The following is an 18,590-nucleotide window of genomic DNA, read 5'->3' on the forward strand; positions in this document are numbered from 1 at the left end:
CCTTTCGCCCCGCGTGCCGCCGGTCTAGGTTGACGTCATGGTCGGCCGCATCCCCATCGTCGATGTTCATCCCCTGGTCCACGAGGGGGCGAGACCGGCGAAGGCGGCCGAGGGCGAGGCGCAGCCGATCCGCGCGACGGTCTTCCGCGAGGGCCACGACCAGCTCGGCGCCGAGGTCGTCCTCATCGAGCCGGACGGGTCCCGCGCCGCGCCCGTGCGGATGCGCGAGATCGCGCGGGGCACGGACCGCTACGAGGCGTGGGTGACGCCCGGCGCCCCGGGGGACGCGGCGTTCGAGGTGCGGGCGTACGCGGATCCGCTCGCGACCTGGCTGCACGACGCCGAGATCAAGATCCGCGCGGGCATCGACGTCGAGCTGATGTTCCTCGAGGCGCGGATCCTCCTCGACCGGGTGGCCGCGGAGTACGGCCCGTCCGACGCGCTCGCCGCGGCTCGCGCCGCCGCGATCGACGAGGCGCGCCCCGCCGAGGCCCGGCTCGCCGCCCTCACCGCGCCCGAGGTGCGCCGGGCATTCCGCGACCAGCCGCTGCGCGACCTCCTCACTGTCGCGGGGCCGTTTCCGCTGCAGGTCGACCGCGAGCGGGCCCTCGTGGGCGCCTGGTACGAGTTCTTCCCCCGTAGCGAGGGCGCCCGCCGCGGCGCCGACGGCCGGGTGGAAAGCGGCACCTTCCGCACGGCCCAGAAGAGCCTCGCGCGCGTCGTGGAGATGGGCTTCGACGTGCTGTACCTGCCGCCCGTGCACCCGATCGGCGAGGTGCACCGCAAGGGCGCAAACAATACGCTCGACCCGGCACCCGACGACGTGGGGTCCCCGTGGGCGATCGGATCGCGCCACGGTGGCCACGACGCGATCCACCCCGACCTCGGCACGCTGAAGGACTTCGACGCGTTCGTGAAGAAGGCGACGTCGCTGGGGCTCGAGGTCGCGATGGACTTCGCGCTGCAGGCGGCTCCGGACCACCCGTGGGTGTCGGAGCACCCCGAGTTCTTCACGACGCGCGCCGACGGCACGATCGCCTACGCCGAGAACCCGCCGAAGAAGTACCAGGACATCTACCCAATCAACTTCGACAACGACCCCGCCGGCATCTTCGCCGAGGCCGAGCGGATCCTGCGGTTCTGGATCGCGCGCGGGATCCGCATCTTCCGCGTCGACAACCCGCACACCAAGCCGGTCGCGTTCTGGGAGTGGCTGCTCGGGCGGATCCGCCAGACGGATCCCGACGTGATCTTCCTCAGCGAGGCGTTCACGCGCCCCGCGATGATGCACGCGCTGGGCGCGGCCGGGTTCCACCAGTCGTACACCTACTTCACCTGGCGGACCGAGAAGGGCGAGATCGAGGACTACCTCCGCGAGGTCGCGACCGCGTCCGACCACCTGCTGCGCCCCGCGTTCTGGCCGAACACCCCCGACATCCTGCACGCCTTCCTGCAGTACGGCGGCCCCGCCGCCTTCCGGATCCGCGCCGCGCTCGCCGCGCTCTCGTCCCCGACCTGGGGCATGTACGCGGGCTTCGAGCTGTGCGAGCACGTCGCGGTGCGGCCCGGATCCGAGGAGTACCTCGACAGCGAGAAGTTCCAGATCCGGATCCGCGACTGGGAGGGCGCGGCCGCGGCGGGCCGCACGATCGCGCCGTTCATCGCGCGCCTGAACGCCCTGCGCCGCGAGATCCCCGCGCTGCGGGGCCTCCGCGACCTGCGCGTGCACTGGTCCGACGACGACCACGTCCTCGTGTTCACGAAGGGCCACGGCGACGGCACCGTCATCGTCGTGCTGAACCTCGACCCGCACGGCGCGCGCGCCACGACCGTGCACCTCGACTGGCAGGCGCTCGGCCTCCCCGAGCGCTTCGCCGTGCACGAGCACCTCACCGGAGCGGACTGGTGGTGGGGCGAGCACAACGACGTCGTGCTCGATCCCGGCCGCGAGGTCGCCCATGTTCTCACCGTGAGGAGCGCCGCATGAGCTCGGAGTCCTTCCCCCTGACGACGTCGATCCCGGTCATCGCGGACGAGCCGTTCCCGGATACCCCGGGCGCGGCATCCGAGCCGGAGTGGTTCAAGACGGCCGTGTTCTACGAGGTGCTGGTGCGCTCGTTCCACGACAGCGACGGGGATGGGCAGGGCGACTTCCGCGGCCTGACCGAGAAGCTCGACTACCTCCAGTGGCTCGGCATCGACTGCGTCTGGCTGCCGCCGTTCTTCCCCTCGCCGCTGCGTGACGGGGGATACGACGTGTCCGACTTCACCGGGGTGCACCCCGCCGTCGGCTCGACCGACGACGTCCGGGCGTTCATCGCGGCGGCCCACGAGCGCGGGATCCGCGTCATCATCGACTTCGTCGTCAACCACACGAGCGACGAGCACCCGTGGTTCCAGGCGTCCCGCGCGGATCCCGACGGCCCCTACGGCGACTTCTACGTGTGGAGCGACACGGACGAGCTCTACGAGGACGCGCGCATCATCTTCGTCGACACTGAGCCGAGCAACTGGACCTGGGATCCGGTGCGCGGGCAGTACTTCTGGCATCGCTTCTTCCACCACCAGCCCGACCTCAACTACGACAACCCCGCGGTGGGCGAGGCCGTCATCGACGCGATGCGGTTCTGGCTCGACATGGGGCTCGACGGCTTCCGCCTCGACGCCGTGCCGTACCTGTTCGAGCGCCCGGGCACGAACGGCGAGAACCTCCCCGAGACCCACGATTTCCTCAAGAAGATCCGGCGGATCGTCGACGCGGAGTACCCGGGCCGGGTCCTGCTCGCGGAGGCGAACCAGTGGCCCGCCGACGTCGTGGACTACTTCGGGGATCCGGACACGGGTGGCGACGAGTGCCACATGTGCTTCCACTTTCCCGTCATGCCGCGCATCTTCATGGCGGTGCGGCGCGAGTCGCGCTTCCCGATCAGCGAGATCCTCGCCGAGACGCCGTCGATCCCCTCCGGGTGCCAGTGGGGCGTGTTCCTCCGCAACCACGACGAGCTGACGCTCGAGATGGTCACGGAGGAGGATCGCGACTACATGTGGTCGGAGTACGCGAAGGATCCGCGCATGAAGGCGAACATCGGGATCCGTCGCCGGCTCGCCCCGCTCCTCGACGGCGACATCGACCAGATCGAGCTGTTCACGGCCCTGCTGCTCAGCCTGCCCGGATCGCCCGTGCTCTACTACGGCGACGAGATCGGCATGGGCGACAACATCTGGCTCGGCGACCGCGACGGCGTGCGCACCCCGATGCAGTGGTCGAGCGACCGCAACGCGGGGTTCTCGCGCGCGACGCCCGGCAAGCTCGCCCTGCCGCTCGTGCAGGACCCCGTCTACGGCTACCAGTCGGTCAACGTCGAGGCGCAGCAGGACAACCACTCGAGCCTGCTGAACTGGACGCGCCACATGATGAGCGCGCGTCGCCGGCACCCCGCGTTCGGCCTCGGCGGGTTCAACGACCTCGGCGGCTCGAACCCCTCGGTGCTGTCGTTCTCGCGGGAGCACGAGAAGGGCGACGGCACGACCGAGATCATCCTCTGCGTCAACAACCTCTCGCAGTTCCCGCAGCCGGTCGAGCTGGACCTGCGTCGCTTCCAGGGCCTCGTGCCGGTCGAGATCCTCGGCGGGGTCCCGTTCCCCGCCGTCGGCGAGCTGCCCTACTTCCTCACGCTCGGGGGGCACGCCTTCCTGTGGTTCCGCATGCAGGCCCCGGCGACGGGACCCGAGGGCGGCCTCCTGTGAGGGCGCCGGCGCCGGAGGAGTTCGCGGCCTACCTGCCGCGGACGAGGTGGTTCGCGGGCAAGGGGCGCGACTTCCGCGTCGCTTCCGTGCGCGAGATCGCCCGCCTCGCCGGCGCCGGGGGCTCCCCGGTCGTGGCCGTGCATCTCGTGACGGTCGCGTACGACGACGCGGCCGGCGGATCCGAGGTGTATCAGGTGCCGCTGTCCTGGTACCCGGAGGCGGTCGCGCGCGTCGAGCACGCGCTCGTGTCGGGGCACGAGGGGTGGTCCTACGACGCCGTGCACGACCGCGAGGCCATGGCTCTGTGGCTCGACGCCTTCGCCTCGGCGACGCCCGAGCACCCGAGCGACGTGCCGGGGATGCGCTTCTTTCGCGCGGATCCGGAGGAGCTGGCGGACGCAGGAGCGGCCGCGCCGCTGACGGGGGAGCAGTCGAACTCGTCGGTCCGCTTCGGCGACCGGGCGATCATGAAACTCTTCCGCACCGTTACCCCGGGGGAGAACCCGGACATCGAGATCCACCGCGCCCTCACGGTGGCCGGCAGCGACGACGTCGCGCCCCTGTACGGCTGGATCACTTCGCGCGGCGCGGGGGAACCGCTGCGGCTCGGGATGATCCAGGAGTACCTGCGCACGGCCACTGACGGGTTCGAGCTGGCGATGTCGAGCGTGCGCGCGATGATCGCGGAGCCCGGCGGCGACCCGGCCGCCTATGCGGGCGAGGCCGCCGAGCTCGGCCGCGCGGTCGCCCGGATCCACGCGCGCCTGGCGGAGGCGTTCGGCTCCGAGGAGCGCGGCCCCGAGGCGGCCGCGGCGCTCGCGGACGCGATGCGGCAGCGCCTCGACGAGGCGATCCTCGCCGTCCCCGAGCTCGACGCACACGCCCCGCGGATCCGCGGGCTCTTCGCGCGCGTCGCGGAGCTTTCCGGACTCCGCGTGCAGCGCGTGCACGGCGACCTGCACCTCGGCCAGAGCCTGCGCACGTCCCGCGGGTGGCGGATCGTGGATTTCGAGGGCGAGCCGGCCCGCCCCCTCGCTGACCGCCTTCGCCCCGACAGCCCCTGGCGCGACGTCGCCGGCATGCTGCGCTCCTTCGACTACGCGCCGGGCGTCGTGCGCCTCAGCCCCGGCGAGGGCACCGACGGCGAGGAGGCGGCCGCGCAGTGCGCGGCCTGGGCCGCCACCGCGCGCGCCGCGTTCCTCGCCGCGTACGCCGAGGAGGCGGGCGCGCCCGGCGCCGCCGACGCCCTCCTCGTCGACGCCTACGTCGCCGACAAGGCCGTGTACGAGGCGGTCTACGAGGCACGCAACCGGCCGACCTGGATCGCCATCCCGCTCGAGGCGATCGCGCGCCTCGGCCACGAGGAAGAGACCGCATGACCCCTCGCCCCCGCCCCCTTTCCGCCGAGGTCCTCGAGATGATCGCGGACGGCCGCCACGGAGATCCGCACGCCGTGCTCGGCGCCCACCCGTCGTCCGGCGGCGTGACGGTGCGCGCGCTGCGCCCGCTGGCCGACTCCGTCGCGGTGCGGTACGCGGGCGGCGAGGTGCCCCTGGCGCACGAGGGATCCGGCGTGTGGGCGGGCGTCGTCGAGACCGACGAGGTGCCCGATTACCGCCTCGTGACGACCTACGCCGACGGCGTCGCGCACGCGGCCGACGACCCGTACCGCTTCCTCCCGTCGGTCGGCGAGGTCGACCTGCACCTCATCGGCGAGGGGCGGCACGAGCACCTGTGGCGCGTGCTCGGCGCCCGGGTGCGCACCTTCGACGGCCTGGGCCGCAACCCCGACGTCACCGGGGTGTCCTTCGCCGTCTGGGCGCCGCGCGCCCGGGGCGTGCGCGTGAAGGCCGACTTCAACGCGTGGGACGGCCGCGAGCACCCGATGCGCCAGCTCGGTACGTCGGGGGTGTGGGAGCTGTTCGTGCCCGGGGTGAGCGCCGGCGCCCACTACAAGTTCGCGATCCTCCAGGCCGATGGCCAGTGGCACGAGAAGGCGGATCCGCTCGCGCGGTTCGCGGAGCGCCCCCCGGCCACCGCGAGCATCGTGCACGACTCGGCGTACGCGTGGGGCGACGCGGAGTGGATGGCGGATCGCCAGGACCGCCGGCTCCTCGACGAGCCGATGTCGATCTACGAGGTCCACCTCGCCTCGTGGCGCAGCGGCCGCAGCTACGCCGACCTCGCCGACGAGTTCGTCGCCTACGTGGCCGACCTCGGCTTCACGCACGTCGAGTTCATGCCCGTCATGCAGCACCCGTTCGGCGGATCCTGGGGGTACCACGTGACGGGGTACTACGCGCCGGACAGCCGGTTCGGGGATCCGGACGGCTTCCGCCTGCTCGTCGACCGCCTGCATCAGGCGGGCATCGGCGTCATCCTCGACTGGGTGCCGGGGCACTTCGCGACGGACCCGTGGGCCCTGTCGCTGTTCGACGGCCAACCCCTGTACGAGGACCCGAACCCGCAGCGCGGCTGGCACCGGCAGTGGGGATCCCACATCTTCGACTTCGGCCACCGCGAGGTGCGCAACTTCCTCTACGCCAACGCGCTGTACTGGCTCGAGGAGTTCCACGCCGACGGCCTGCGCGTCGACGGCGTCGCCTCGATGCTCTACCTCGACTACGCGCGCGAGGAGGGCGAGTGGACGCCCAACGTGCACGGCGGGCGCGAGAACCTCGAGGCCGTGGCGCTGTTGCAGGAGACGAACGCGACGGCCTACCGCCGGGTGCCGGGGATCGCCATGATCGCGGAGGAGTCCACCGCGTGGCCCGGCGTGACCCGCCCGACCGACACGGGCGGGCTGGGCTTCGGCTTCAAGTGGAATATGGGGTGGATGCACGACTCGCTCGAGTACGTCTCGCGGGATCCCGTGCACCGCTCGCATCACCACCACGAGATGACGTTCGCCTCGTCCTACGCGTGGAGCGAGCACTACGTGCTGCCGCTGTCGCACGACGAGGTCGTGCACGGCAAGGGATCCCTCCTCCGCCGGGTGCCGGGGGACCGGTGGCGGCAGCTTGCGACGCTGCGGGCCTTCTTCGCCTTCATGTGGGCGCACCCCGGCAAGCAGCTCCTCTTCATGGGCGGGGAGTTCGCGCAGGACGCCGAGTGGGCCGAGTCGCGCGAGCTCGACTGGTGGCTCCTGGATCACGCCGAGCACCGCGGCGTGCATGCCGCGATCCGCGACCTCAACCGCGCCTACCGGGACACCCCGGCGCTCTGGGCGGGGGACGCGCACCCCGCGTCGTTCCGGTGGATCGACGCGGACGACGCGGCGAGCAACGTCTTCGTGTTCCTCCGCACCGCGCCGGACGGATCCGCCCTGGTGTGCGTGTCGAACTTCTCGGCCGTGCCCCGCACGGGCTACCGCGTCGGGCTGCCGCAGGCGGGCCGCTGGGACGAGGTCGTGAACACCGACGCCGAGGCATATGCCGGAAGCGGCATGGGCAACCTCGGCGGGGTGGACGCCGTGGGCGGGGAATGGTACGGCTTCCCCGCGCACGCGGACATCACGGTGCCGCCGCTCGCGACGGTGTGGCTGCGCCCGGCGCGCTGATCAGCCGCGCAGGCGCGCGAGGCCGAGGTACATCATGCAGCCGAGGCAGACGCCGAAGGCCACGTTGAGGAAGGCCGCGACCAGCGCCGCGGCGGCGGCGATCGGCAGCGCCCACGGGACGCCCGCGAGGTGGAGCACGATGCCGACGAGTGTGACGGCGAGGCCGACGCCCTGCGCGAACCGCGGCGGGCGCGGATCCTCGCGCTCGGTGGGCGGCGCCAGCCGCGGCGCGATCACGCGGCGGAACAGCACGCCCCACGGCGCGGTCGCCGGCGACGCGACGCCCCAGAGGAACAGCGCCGCGATCACCACGAGGAGGAGGAACCCCGGATCCGCCGCGCGCTCCGCAAGCGTCGTCGTCCCCGCGGGGGCCGCGGCGGTGCCGCTCAGCGCGAGGAAGAGCGCCACGACGAGGAGCACGGTCGTGATGCCCGCGGCGAAGCGCGGGCCGCGCGGGTCGAGGCCGCGCTCAGACACGGGCGGGCTCTCCGGCGGCGGCGAGGGCGGCGAGGACGTCCTCGCGGCGGGGCGCGCCGCCGATGCGGGTGCGCTGGACGCCCGCGGCGTCGAGCACGAGCACGGTCGGGGTCTGCAGCACGTCGAAGGCGCGGGCGATGTCGGTGCGGTGGGTGAGGTCCACGTCGACGTAGCCCACGCCGTCGGTCTCGCTCGCGAGCTGGCCGAGCAGGCGCCGGGTGCCGGGGCACCGCGCGCACATCTCCGTGCTGAACTGCACGAGGGTGGCGCGATCCCCGAAGGATCCGGGATCCGCCGCGAGCATGTCGGGCGTGACGGCCCGGGCGTCGGTGGCGCGGGCGCGGCCATCGCGGCGCCGGATCCACGCGCCAGCGAGCGCGGCCACGGCGAGCACCCCGATCACGAGGGCGGCGGCGAGAAGCGGAGACATGGGATCGACGGTAAGCCCGTCTCGCCCACGGTGGCGCCGTCTGTGACGGACTGTGACGCGTCAGGCCGGGGGCAGGCGCAGCACGTTCGACTCGCCGACCTCGAGGTCCTCGACGAAGCGGACCGTGCGGGCGAGCGCGTCGATGTGCGGCACGAAGGTGAGGAAGCGCTCGCGGTCGGGGCTGACGGCCTGCAGCGTGACGAGGTGCGTGCCGGTGTCCCACGTGTACATCGCGAATGGCGGGGTGCCGGGGCGCGTGGGCGCGTCCATGACGAGCTTCTCGCCGGATCCGAGGTGCGGGTTCGAGAAGTCCTCGGTGTCGTCGTACTCCATGGGCATCATCGCCCGGGCCGTGCGCACCTGCGGCGTGAGCGCCTGGACCTGCGCGAGCGCGGCGAGCGCGTGCGCGTCCTCCTTCCAGGACCACGCGAGGTAGCGGCCGTCCGCGTTCTTCAGACCGGCCTTGACGACGCGGCCGGCGATGAAGCTCATGAGGCCCGATCCGGGCTGCCCCTGCGCGATCCCCGCCGTCGTCATGAGCATGCGCACGGCGGCGCGGCGGCGGCGCCCGCTGCCGAGGCCGGATCCGCGCAGGGGCACCCAGCGCTCGGGGTCGGCGTCGGCCTGCAGGTGATCGCTCATGCCTCCAGGGTAGGGGCGCCGGGCCCGCGCCCGCCCGCGCCGGGCGGAACCTGCGGGCGCCGGTTCTCACAGCGCCGCCCGGTACGCTCGTGCCCGTGACTTCCCCCGATCTCGCCCGCGCCGAATCGCTCATCGCCACGACGCCCGATTACCCCGAGCCCGGCGTGCTGTTCCGCGACCTGTCGCCGCTGTTCGCCGACGCCGCCGCGCTGCGCGCGGTGGGCGAGGCCCTTGCCGAGCCGTTCCGCGGCCGGTTCGACATCGTCGGCGGCATCGAGGCGCGCGGCTTCCTGATCGCGGGCTTCATCGCGGCGGCCGAGGGCGTGGGCATGCTGCCGATCCGCAAGGCCGGCAAGCTCCCGAAGCCCGCGGCGGCCGTCTCATACGCGCTCGAGTACGGCACGGCGACGATCGAGGCGCCCGGCGTGCTGCAGCCCGGCGCGCGGGTCCTCCTCGTCGACGACGTGCTCGCGACCGGCGGCACGATCGCGGCGGCCCGCCAGATCATCGCCGACCTCGGGGCCGAGACCGCCGGATCCGCCGTCGTTCTCGAGCTCGACGGCCTCGGCGGCCGCGCGCACGCGGGCGACGACGTGCACGCCCTGTTCACCGCCTGACGCGGGGCGCGGATCCGTTCGCGCGCGGAAACACGCGCGCAACGCGGCGCGATTAGCGTCGCGGCATGAGCTCCACCCGCACGGGCGCCAACGGCGTCGACACGATTCCCCCGTTCGCGCGGCTGTTCCCGCTCGGGCTGCAGCACGTGCTCGCGATGTACGCGGGCGCCGTCGCGGTGCCGTTGATCGTCGGCGGCGCGTTCGGGTTCTCCGGGGAGGACCTGGCGTTCCTCATCAGCGCCGACCTGTTCATCGCGGGAATCGCGACGATCGTGCAGTCCATCGGCTTCTGGCGCTTCGGCGTGCGGCTGCCGCTCATGCAGGGCGTCACCTTCGCCGCCGTCGGGCCCATGGTCGCGATCGGGCAGAGCTATCCGATCACGGCCGTGTTCGGCGCCACGATCGCCTGCGGGCTGTTCATGGTCCTCATCGCGCCCTTCTTCGCGCAGCTCCTGCGCTTCTTCCCGCCGATCGTGACGGGCACCGTCATCCTCATCATCGGCCTGTCGCTCATGAGCGTCGCGGCCGGGTGGATCGTGGACGGATCCGCCGACGGATCCGCCTCGGGCCTGCAGCTGGCCTTCGCGGCCGGAACGCTCGCGCTCATCGTCCTCATCGAGCGCTTCGCGCCGCCCGCGCTCGCCCGCGTCTCGGTGCTCCTCGGCCTCGTGATCGGGACGATCATCGCCGCGTTCGTGCCGGGGATGACCGACTTCTCCGGGGTGGGGGAGGCGGCGTGGTTCGCGGTCGTGACCCCGTTCCACTTCGGCGTGCCGACATTCGAGATCGTGCCGATCCTGTCGATGCTCATCGTCGGCGTCGTGATCATGACCGAGACGACGGGTGACATGATCGCCGTGGGCGAGATCGTCGACAAGCCCGTCACGCGGCGCCAGCTCGCCGACGGTCTGCGGGCCGACGGGCTCGGCACGATGCTCGGCGGCGTGTTCAACACGTTCCCCTACACGGCGTTCGCGCAGAACGTCGGCCTCGTCTCGCTGACGGGGGTGCGCTCGCGCTTCGTCGCGACGATGGCGGGCGTGATCCTCGTGATCCTCGGTCTGCTGCCGAAGGTGTCGGCGCTCGTGGAGGGCGTGCCGCGCGCGGTCCTTGGCGGCGCGGGAATCGCCCTGTTCGGCATGGTGGCCGCCAGCGGGATCCGGACGCTCACGAAGGTGCGCTTCGACAACCGCAACATCCTCATCGTGGCGCTGTCGGTCGGGATCGCCCTGCTCCCGACCGTGTCGCCGAACATCTACCACCAGATGCCCACGTGGTTCCAGCTCATCTTTGACTCGGGCATCTCCGCGGGCGCGATCAGCGCGATCCTCCTCAACCTCCTCCTCGGCGGCGCGAGCTCCCGGTACGGGAAGGACCCGGCGCTGCCGACGTACGACGGGCTGCGCGGGCCGGCGGCCGCCGCCCTCGTGCACCCCGACGCCACGGGAACGGGCCTCATCCCCGTGCAGATCCTCGGCAAGGACGGGGCCGCGCTCGAGACCGTCGACGCCGACGGCAACCCCGTTGCGGCGCACGTCGTCGTCCCCGATCCCGAACCGGAACCCGGCGCGCACTGACGGGCCCCGGCCCGCGGATCCGCGGCAGACTGTGAGGCATGACCGTGATCGATGACCTCGCCCCCGAGTTCCGCCGCCTCCTCGACCTGCCGCTCTACGGCCACCTCGGCACCGTGCGCCCGAACGGCGACGTGCAGGTGAACCCCATGTGGTTCGAGTTCGACGGCGAGCACGTCCGCTTCACCCACACCACGAAGCGCCAGAAGTACCGCAACCTGCAGGCCAACCCGTCGATGTCGATGTCGATCACCGACCCCGACGAGCCGACGCACTACCTGGAGGTGCGCGGGCGCCTGGTGGACGTGATTCCGGATCCCGAGGGCACCTTCTACATGCACCTCGGGGAGCGGTACGGCAAGCCGCTGGGCGGCCCGCCCGCCGACCGCGCCGACCGCGTGATCCTCGTCATGCGGGTGGATCGCACGACGAAGCAGTAGCGAATCAGGCCCGCGGGGCGCGACCGGCCGGATCCGCGAGGAGCGGCGCGAAGGCGAGCTCCGCGGGCCCGATCTGCATGAGGCGCGAGCGCATCTGCGCGCGCTCGAGCCGGATCGCTCGCCCGTCGGACCCGACGGGGTGCACGCGCACGGCCTCCGACAGGCGCTCGCGACTGGCGGCGAGCAGCACACCGAGGTATCCGGCGAGGACGACCTTCTCGGGTGCGAACGCGTTGACGAAGTTCGTCAGCGCGAGCGAGAGCACCTCGACCTGGCGCTCGAGCTCGGCCCGGACGCGGGCGTCGCGCGAGACCCCGAGCTCGATGTCGAGGTCGTCCTCGTCGAGCTTGCGCCGCCCGAGGAGGCCGAGCAGCGGCTCCGGGTTCACTTCGACGGTCAGGCAGCCGCGCCGCCCGCAGGCGCACGGGCGGCCGCGGGGATCGACGACCGTGTGGCCCAGCTCGCCGGCGAATCCCGATGTGCCCCGCACGAGGGTGCCGTCCATGATGAGGCCGCCGCCGACGCCGTGCGCGGATCCGCTGAGGTAGAGCAGGTTCTCCGTGCCGCGCGCGATCCCGAACCGGGCCTCCGCCATCGCCCCCACCGACGCGTCGTTGCCGGCCGCGACCGGCATGCCGAGAGCGGACGAGAGCCGCGAGGCGACCGCTTCCCGGCGCCAGCCCAGGGGTGGGGCGACGAGGACGGATCCGGTCGCGTCGACGAGGCCGGGAACGGCGAGGCCGGCGCCCACGAGTCGGTAGTGGCGCTCGATGTCGGCCCGCATGGCGTCGACGAGGGACGCCGCGACCTGGGCGAAGCGCCGGGGGCTCGGCGCGCTCGCGAGGTCGTGCTTGAGCTGCGAGTGGACCGCGCCGCCGAGCCCGACGAGCGCGACCGAGACGGCGTCGGGCTCGGCCCGGATGCTGAGCGCGGCGACCGTGTCGTCGGCCGCGACGCCGAGGGAGGGGCGGCCCACGCGGCCCGTCGGCGCCGTGTCGGCCTCGCGCACGAGGGCGAGCTCGAGGAGCTCGGTTACGAGCGCCGTCACGGTCGAGCGATTCAGGCCGGTCGCTGATCCGATGTGCGAGCGCGAGAGCGGGCCCTCGGCGCGGACGAGCCCGAGCACCGCCGCCAGGTTCTGCTGCCGGACCTCCTCGTTCGTCGTCCGCACGGCGGCGCGCGCGGCCGGGCCGCGCCCTGTCGTCTCGGGGACCCTCGTCATCGCCCCGCCCCTCACGCCGTCGCCGTCATGAAGCGCATGAGGGTCTCCTGCGACGCGTCCTCGCGCCGCACCTCGCCCGTCACGCGCCCGCGCGCGAGCGCATAGATCCGGTCGCAGAGGCCGAGGATCTCGGGCAGCTCCGACGAGATGACGACGATCGCCTTGCCCTGCGCCGCGAGCTGGTTGATGATGCCGTAGATCTCGTACTTCGCGCCCACGTCGATCCCGCGCGTGGGCTCGTCGAGGAAGAGCACGTCGGGGTTCGTGAACATCCACTTCGCGAGCACGACCTTCTGCTGATTGCCGCCCGAGAGCCCCGCCGTGCCGCTCGCCACGCTCGGCGCCTTGATGTTCATCTTGTCGCGGTACGCGTCGGCGACCTTGCGCTCGCCGAGCCGGTCGACGAGGCCGAAGCGCGCGAGGCGCTCGAGCGCGGCGGACGAGATGTTCGTTTGGATGGCGGCCGCGAGGTTCAGCCCGTAGGCACGGCGATCCTCCGTCGCGTAGGCGATGCCGTGCGCGATCGCCCGCGCCGGGGTGCTGATGTCGACCTCCTCGCCGCGCACGAACGCGCGCCCCGAGATGTCGGCGCCGTACGAGCGCCCGAAGATGCTCATGGCGAGCTCGGTCCGCCCGGCCCCCATGAGGCCCGCGAGCCCGACGATCTCGCCCGCGCGCACCGACAGGTCGACGTCGTTCACGACGACGCGCCGCGGATCCGACGGGTGGTGCACGCGCCAGCGCTCGACGCGCAGAACCTCCTCGCGGATGTCCGGATCCCGCGGGGGGAAGAGGCTGTCGAGGTCGCGGCCGACCATCGCGCGGATGATGCGCGCCTCGTTCGTCGCGGGGTCGGCGGCGTCCATCGTCTCGATCGTCGCCCCGTCGCGCAGCACCGTGATCCGGTCGGCGACGCGCATCACCTCGCGCAGCTTGTGGGAGATGAGGATCGCGGTCACCCCGGCGGCCCGGAGCTCGTCGACGAGGCCGAGGAGGCGGTCGGAGTCGGCGTCGTTGAGCGCCGCGGTCGGCTCGTCGAGGATGAGCACGCGCACGTCCTTGGCGAGCGCCTTCGCGATCTCGACGAGCTGCTGCGCGCCGATCCCCAGCTCCCCGGCGGGCGTCGCCGGGTTCTCGTCGAGCCCCACGCGCCGAAGCAGCGCGGCCGTGTGCTCGGCCTCGGCTCGGCGGTCGAGGAACCCCCGGCGGTGCAGCTCGTTGCCGAGGTGGATGTTCTCGGAGATCGAGAGGTAGGGGCTGAGCGCGAGCTCCTGGTGGATGATGACGACCCCGGCGGCCTCGCTGTCGGCGACGGACCGGAACGCGACGTCCTCGCCGGCCAGGCGGATCGCGCCGTCATAGGTCCCGGCGGGGTGCACGCCGCTCAGCACGTTCATGAGCGTTGACTTGCCCGCGCCGTTCTCGCCGCAGATCGCGTGCACCTCGCCCGGGAGCACGTCGAGCGACACGTCGTCGAGGGCCGTCACCCCCCGGAAGCGCTTCGTGATCCGCGACATGCTGAGGACCGGTGCGGGCATGGACGGGGCGTTCCTCTCTGAATCGCGGACAACGCCGGTGGTTCGTGCGGGCGGCGAAGTCGTTGCCACACCGTGACCTGATGGTAGGCGAAAACTATTTGTCCGCAGGCCCCGCAATATGTATTCTTCCTGTCAGCGGTCAGGTTCACCGGTCGCCCACACCCCGACGACGGGGCGGGCGCCAGCCCCACACTCACGTGCGGCGGACCTCCGCCGGGCACGATGCGGTCCCGGCGCGCGGCACATCCCGATGTGCCTGGCGTGGGAGCGCTCCGACACTCAACGAAGAGAGACACAGCAATGAAGCGCACTGTCCTGAGAGCAGTCGGCGTCGCGGGCGCCATGGCACTCGGCCTCGGCCTCGCGAGCTGCGCGAGCGACGGCGGATCCGAGGGCTCGGGCGGCGAGGCGGCGGCGGAAGACATCCGCGTCGGCGTCGCGATGCCGACCGAGACGAGCGAGCGGTGGATCGCCGACGGCGACGCCGTCGAGTCGCAGCTCGAGGAGGCCGGCTACGAGGTCGACCTCCAGTTCGCCAACGACGACATCCCCACCCAGCAGCAGCAGATCGAGCAGATGATCACGAACGGTGCGGACATCCTCATCGTCGCGTCGATCGACGGCACGGCCCTCGCCAGCCAGCTCGAGTCGGCCGCCGACAAGGGGATCCCGATCATCGCCTACGACCGCCTCATCAACGGCACCGAGGCCGTCGACTTCTACGTCACGTTCGACAACTACCAGGTCGGCGTCCAGCAGGCGCAGTCGCTCCTGCGCGGCCTCGGCTACCTCGACGAGAACTACGAGGACACGGGCCTCGACGAGGAGAAGATCATCGAGGTGTTCGCCGGCTCGCCCGACGACAACAACACGGGCTTCTTCTTCGGTGGCGCGATGGACACGCTCGCCCCGTACCTGGAGGACGGTCGCTTGACGATCGGATCCGGGCAGGACGAGCTCGACCAGGTCGCGACGCTGCGCTGGGACCAGGCGACGGCCCAGAAGCGCATGGAGGACCTGCTCACGTCGACCTACGGCGGCGGATCCGGCCAGCTCGACGGCGTGCTCTCGCCCTACGACGGCATCTCGCGCGGCATCATCACGGCGCTGCAGAACGCCGGCTACGGCGACACGATCGAGGACGGCCTGCCGGTCGTCTCCGGCCAGGACGCCGAGATCGCGTCGGTGTCCATGATCGACCGCGGCGTGCAGTACGCCACGATCTTCAAGGACACCCGCAAGCTCGCCACGCAGGCCGTCGACGCCGCGTCCTCTTACGCCTCGGGCGAGGAGCCGGAGGCGAACGACACCGACACGTACGACAACGGCACCAAGGTCGTCCCGTCGTTCCTGCTCGAGTCGGACATCGTCACGGCGGATGACATTCAGGAGCTCCTGATCGACACGGACTACTGGACCGAGGACGAGATCGCCGCGGGCGTCGCGGAGTAACGACACCAGGCGGCAGGATGGGCGCCCGCCCCGCGCGGGCGCCCATCCCCACACACATCGAAGGGGACACCATGTCCGAAGTCATCCTCGAGATGCGCGGCATCACGAAGGACTTCCCCGGCGTCAAGGTGCTCAAGGGCGTCGACCTGGAGGTCGAGCGCGGCGCGATCCACGCGATCTGCGGCGAGAACGGCGCCGGAAAGTCCACGCTCATGAAGGTGCTGTCGGGCGTCTACCCGCACGGCACGTACGGCGGCGACATCCGGTTCGACGGCGAGACCGTGCAGTTCGGGTCGATCCGCGACTCGGAGCGCATCGGTATCGTCATCATCCACCAGGAGCTGGCGCTCGTGCCGGACCTGTCGATCGCCGAGAACATCTTTCTCGGCAACGAGCGCCGCACCCGTGGTCTCGTCGACTGGAACCGCACGAACCACGAGGCCGCGAAGTACATGGAGCGCGTCGGCCTCCACGAGAACCCGACGACGCTCGTCGGCCAGCTGGGCGTTGGCAAGCAGCAGCTGATCGAGATCGCCAAGGCGATGACGAAGGACGTGAAGCTCCTCATCCTCGACGAGCCCACGGCGGCGCTCAACGACAACGATTCCGAGCACCTGCTCGGTCTCCTGCGCTCGCTGCGCGACGAGGGCATCACCTCGATCATCATCAGCCACAAGCTCGGCGAGATCGAGGCGGTCTCGGACAAGACGACGGTGATCCGCGACGGCGAGTCGATCGAGACGATCGACATGCACGCGCCGGACGCCTCGCAGGACCGGATCATCCGGGCCATGGTGGGGCGGTCGCTCGACAACCGCTTCCCCGAGCGCACGCCGCAGATCGGCGAGGAGGTCTTCCGCGTCGACAACTGGACCGTGTATCACCCCGCGCAGGCGGGCCGCGTCGTCGTCGACAACGCCTCGATCTCGGTCCGGGCGGGGGAGATCGTGGGCATCGCGGGCCTCATGGGCGCGGGGCGCACCGAGTTCATGATGAGCATCTTCGGGCGCTCGTACGGCCGCGATATCAGCGGATCCGTGAAGCTGCGGGGCGAGGAGATCTCCACCCGCACCGTGCCCGACGCGATCCGGAACGGCCTGGCCTACGTGTCGGAAGACCGGAAGCACTACGGCCTCAACCTCGTCACGGACATCCGCACGAACATCACCTCGGCCGCGCTCGAGAAGCTGAGCAACAAGCTCTCTCTCGTCAACGGCAACGAGGAGATCCGCGTCAGCGAGGAGTACCGCAAGGACCTCAACATCAAGACGCCGACGGTCATGCAGAACGTCGGCAACCTCTCCGGCGGCAACCAGCAGAAGGTCGTGCTGTCGAAGTGGCTGTTCACGGATCCCGACGTGCTGATCCTCGACGAGCCGACGCGCGGGATCGACGTCGGTGCCAAGTACGAGATCTACGAGATCATTCAGGCCCTCGCCGCCGAGGGCAAGGCGGTCATCGTCGTGTCGAGCGAGCTGCCCGAGCTGCTCGGCATCGCCGACCGCATTTACACCCTCGCGTACGGCCGCATCACCGGCCAGATGAACGTCGCGGACGCGACGCAGGAGAAGCTCATGACCCTCATGACCATCGAGAACACCGGCACGGAGGCCGCGGCATGAACAACGTCTTCGTCGAGGCGAAGGACCTCCTCACGCGGAACCTGCGCACCTCCGGCATCTACATCGCGTTCGTCGCGATCATCATCCTCTTCACGATCCTGACGAACGGGACGCTGCTCGCGCCCGAGAACGTCACGAACCTCGTGCTGCAGAACGCGCACATCCTCATCATGGCGCTCGGCATGATCCTCGTGATCGTCGCGGGGCACATCGACCTGTCGGTCGGATCCGTGCTCGCGTTCGCCGCGGCGGTGTCGGCCGTGCTCGTCATCCGCCTGGGCATGCCCTGGTGGGTCGGCGTCATCGCGGCGATCGCCACCGGCATCGTCGTCGGCGTATGGCAGGGCTTCTGGGTCGCGGTCGTGGGGATCCCGGCGTTCATCGTCACCCTCGCGGGCATGCTGCTGTTCCGCGGCCTGACCTGGACCGTGCTCGAGAACGTGTCGCTGTCGCCGTTCCCGCACGCCTACCAGGACGTGGCCTCGGGCTTCGTCAACGGCGTGTTCGGCGAGATCGTGATCGGACAGGGATCCGGGCTGCTCGCGCAGCCGCAGACCCTCGACATCTTCACGATGCTCATCGGCGTGCTCGCGGTCGCGGGCTTCGTCACGATGCAGGTCCGGGACCGCCGCGCGCGCGTCGCCTACCTGCAGCAGGTCGAGTCGTTGCCCCTGTTCGTCATCAAGCTCGTCGTCGTGGCGGCGGTCGTCATCGCCTTCGCCTTCGCGCTCGCGTATAACCGCGGCTTCCCGATCGTCCTCATCATCCTGGGCGTGCTGATTCTCGCCTACCAGGTCGTGACGAACCGCACCGTGTTCGGCCGCCGCGTCTACGCGGTGGGCGGCAACCTGGCCGCGGCCAAGCTCAGCGGCGTGAACGTCGTCAAGATGAACTTCTGGATCTTCGTCAACATGGGCATGCTCACGGGCGTCGCGGCCGCGGTCTTCTCGGCCCGCTCGAACGGCGCGCAGCCGGGTATGGGAAACATGTTCGAGCTCGACGTCATCGCGGCCTGCTTCATCGGCGGCGCCTCGACGACGGGCGGCATCGGCCGCGTGACCGGCGCCCTCGTCGGTGGCCTCGTCATGGCGGTCATGTCGAACGGCATGTCGCTCATGGGCGTGCCGCAGTCGGCGCAGCAGATCGTCAAGGGCCTCGTGCTCCTGCTCGCGGTCGCGTTCGACATCTACAACAAGCGCCGCGCGGGCATCGCGCGCTGACCCGCCCCTTCGGACGGCCCGGGGCCCGCACGCCATGGCTTGCGGGCCCC

Annotated in this window: 15 protein-coding genes; 10 read left to right on the plus strand and 5 right to left on the minus strand. The window is 71.3% G+C overall.

All coding sequences use genetic code 11. From position 1 onward, the window contains the following. The first annotated feature begins 37 nt into the window (after nucleotides 1–37). The 4 genes from G8E01_RS02780 to glgB are packed head-to-tail and all read left to right on the plus strand — an operon-like array spanning nucleotide 38 to nucleotide 7,306. On the plus strand, nucleotides 38–1,987 hold the full coding sequence (locus G8E01_RS02780) for an alpha-1,4-glucan--maltose-1-phosphate maltosyltransferase (RefSeq protein ID WP_166315547.1): 1,950 nt from the start codon (nucleotides 38–40) through the stop codon (nucleotides 1,985–1,987). Continuing rightward, nucleotides 1,984–3,747, plus strand: a complete 1,764-nt coding sequence (treS, locus tag G8E01_RS02785; protein ID WP_166315550.1) for a maltose alpha-D-glucosyltransferase — start codon at nucleotides 1,984–1,986, stop codon at nucleotides 3,745–3,747. The genes G8E01_RS02780 and treS overlap by 4 nt, the downstream gene beginning before the upstream one ends. After that, nucleotides 3,744–5,126, plus strand: coding sequence for a maltokinase N-terminal cap-like domain-containing protein (locus G8E01_RS02790; RefSeq protein WP_166315553.1), 1,383 nt, complete (start codon nucleotides 3,744–3,746; stop codon nucleotides 5,124–5,126). The genes treS and G8E01_RS02790 overlap by 4 nt, the downstream gene beginning before the upstream one ends. Beyond that, on the plus strand, nucleotides 5,123–7,306 hold the full coding sequence (gene glgB, locus G8E01_RS02795; RefSeq protein WP_166315556.1) for a 1,4-alpha-glucan branching protein GlgB: 2,184 nt from the start codon (nucleotides 5,123–5,125) through the stop codon (nucleotides 7,304–7,306). Before G8E01_RS02790 ends, glgB begins: the two co-directional genes overlap by 4 nt. Here glgB and G8E01_RS12655 read toward each other — a convergent pair whose 3' ends face one another. Genes G8E01_RS12655 through G8E01_RS02810 form a run of 3 tightly spaced genes read right to left on the minus strand, consistent with a single transcriptional unit; the run spans nucleotide 7,307 to nucleotide 8,855 of the window. Beyond that, entirely contained in the window at nucleotides 7,307–7,783 is a 477-nt protein-coding gene (locus G8E01_RS12655; protein WP_166315559.1) for a DUF4395 family protein, read from the minus strand. Further along, a complete protein-coding gene (locus G8E01_RS12660) occupies nucleotides 7,776–8,213 on the minus strand; it encodes a TlpA family protein disulfide reductase (protein ID WP_166315562.1) in 438 nt (145 codons plus the stop codon). Before G8E01_RS12660 ends, G8E01_RS12655 begins: the two co-directional genes overlap by 8 nt. Before the next feature lie 60 nt (nucleotides 8,214–8,273). After that, nucleotides 8,274–8,855 carry a hypothetical protein gene (locus G8E01_RS02810; RefSeq protein ID WP_166315565.1) on the minus strand — a complete coding sequence of 194 codons (582 nt, stop codon included), beginning with the start codon at nucleotides 8,853–8,855 and terminating at the stop codon, nucleotides 8,274–8,276. A gap of 95 nt (nucleotides 8,856–8,950) precedes the next feature. On the opposite strand from G8E01_RS02810, the gene G8E01_RS02815 reads away from it, so the two are divergent. The 3 genes from G8E01_RS02815 to G8E01_RS02825 all read left to right on the plus strand — a co-directional run bounded on the left by G8E01_RS02815 (nucleotide 8,951) and on the right by G8E01_RS02825 (nucleotide 11,486). Further along, nucleotides 8,951–9,472 carry an adenine phosphoribosyltransferase gene (locus G8E01_RS02815; RefSeq protein WP_338100722.1) on the plus strand — a complete coding sequence of 174 codons (522 nt, stop codon included), beginning with the start codon at nucleotides 8,951–8,953 and terminating at the stop codon, nucleotides 9,470–9,472. 65 nt (nucleotides 9,473–9,537) lie between these two features. Beyond that, nucleotides 9,538–11,049, plus strand: coding sequence for a nucleobase:cation symporter-2 family protein (locus tag G8E01_RS02820; protein WP_166315571.1), 1,512 nt, complete (start codon nucleotides 9,538–9,540; stop codon nucleotides 11,047–11,049). Between the two features lie 38 nt (nucleotides 11,050–11,087). After that, a complete protein-coding gene (locus G8E01_RS02825; RefSeq protein ID WP_166315574.1) occupies nucleotides 11,088–11,486 on the plus strand; it encodes a PPOX class F420-dependent oxidoreductase in 399 nt (132 codons plus the stop codon). A gap of 4 nt (nucleotides 11,487–11,490) precedes the next feature. Here G8E01_RS02825 and G8E01_RS02830 read toward each other — a convergent pair whose 3' ends face one another. Together G8E01_RS02830 and G8E01_RS02835 are read right to left on the minus strand one after the other, a co-directional pair. Further along, entirely contained in the window at nucleotides 11,491–12,708 is a 1,218-nt protein-coding gene (locus tag G8E01_RS02830; protein ID WP_166315577.1) for an ROK family transcriptional regulator, read from the minus strand. An 11-nt stretch (nucleotides 12,709–12,719) separates the two neighbouring features. Continuing rightward, entirely contained in the window at nucleotides 12,720–14,246 is a 1,527-nt protein-coding gene (locus tag G8E01_RS02835; RefSeq protein WP_166315580.1) for a sugar ABC transporter ATP-binding protein, read from the minus strand. 300 nt (nucleotides 14,247–14,546) lie between these two features. Here G8E01_RS02835 and chvE point away from each other — a divergent pair, with 300 nt between their 5' ends. The 3 genes from chvE (at nucleotide 14,547) to mmsB (ending at nucleotide 18,540) form a co-directional block, all read left to right on the plus strand. Further along, nucleotides 14,547–15,698: a multiple monosaccharide ABC transporter substrate-binding protein gene (gene chvE, locus G8E01_RS02840; protein WP_155048571.1), complete on the plus strand. Its 1,152-nt coding sequence runs from the start codon at nucleotides 14,547–14,549 to the stop codon at nucleotides 15,696–15,698. A 71-nt stretch (nucleotides 15,699–15,769) separates the two neighbouring features. After that, a complete protein-coding gene (mmsA, locus tag G8E01_RS02845; protein ID WP_166315583.1) occupies nucleotides 15,770–17,320 on the plus strand; it encodes a multiple monosaccharide ABC transporter ATP-binding protein in 1,551 nt (516 codons plus the stop codon). Continuing rightward, a complete protein-coding gene (gene mmsB, locus G8E01_RS02850; protein ID WP_155048573.1) occupies nucleotides 17,317–18,540 on the plus strand; it encodes a multiple monosaccharide ABC transporter permease in 1,224 nt (407 codons plus the stop codon). The genes mmsA and mmsB overlap by 4 nt, the downstream gene beginning before the upstream one ends. The last annotated feature ends 50 nt before the right edge of the window (nucleotides 18,541–18,590 follow it).

It is taken from the genome of Microbacterium excoecariae (genome assembly GCF_011326725.1).
In the GTDB taxonomy this organism is placed as follows: Bacteria; Actinomycetota; Actinomycetes; order Actinomycetales; family Microbacteriaceae; genus Microbacterium; species Microbacterium excoecariae.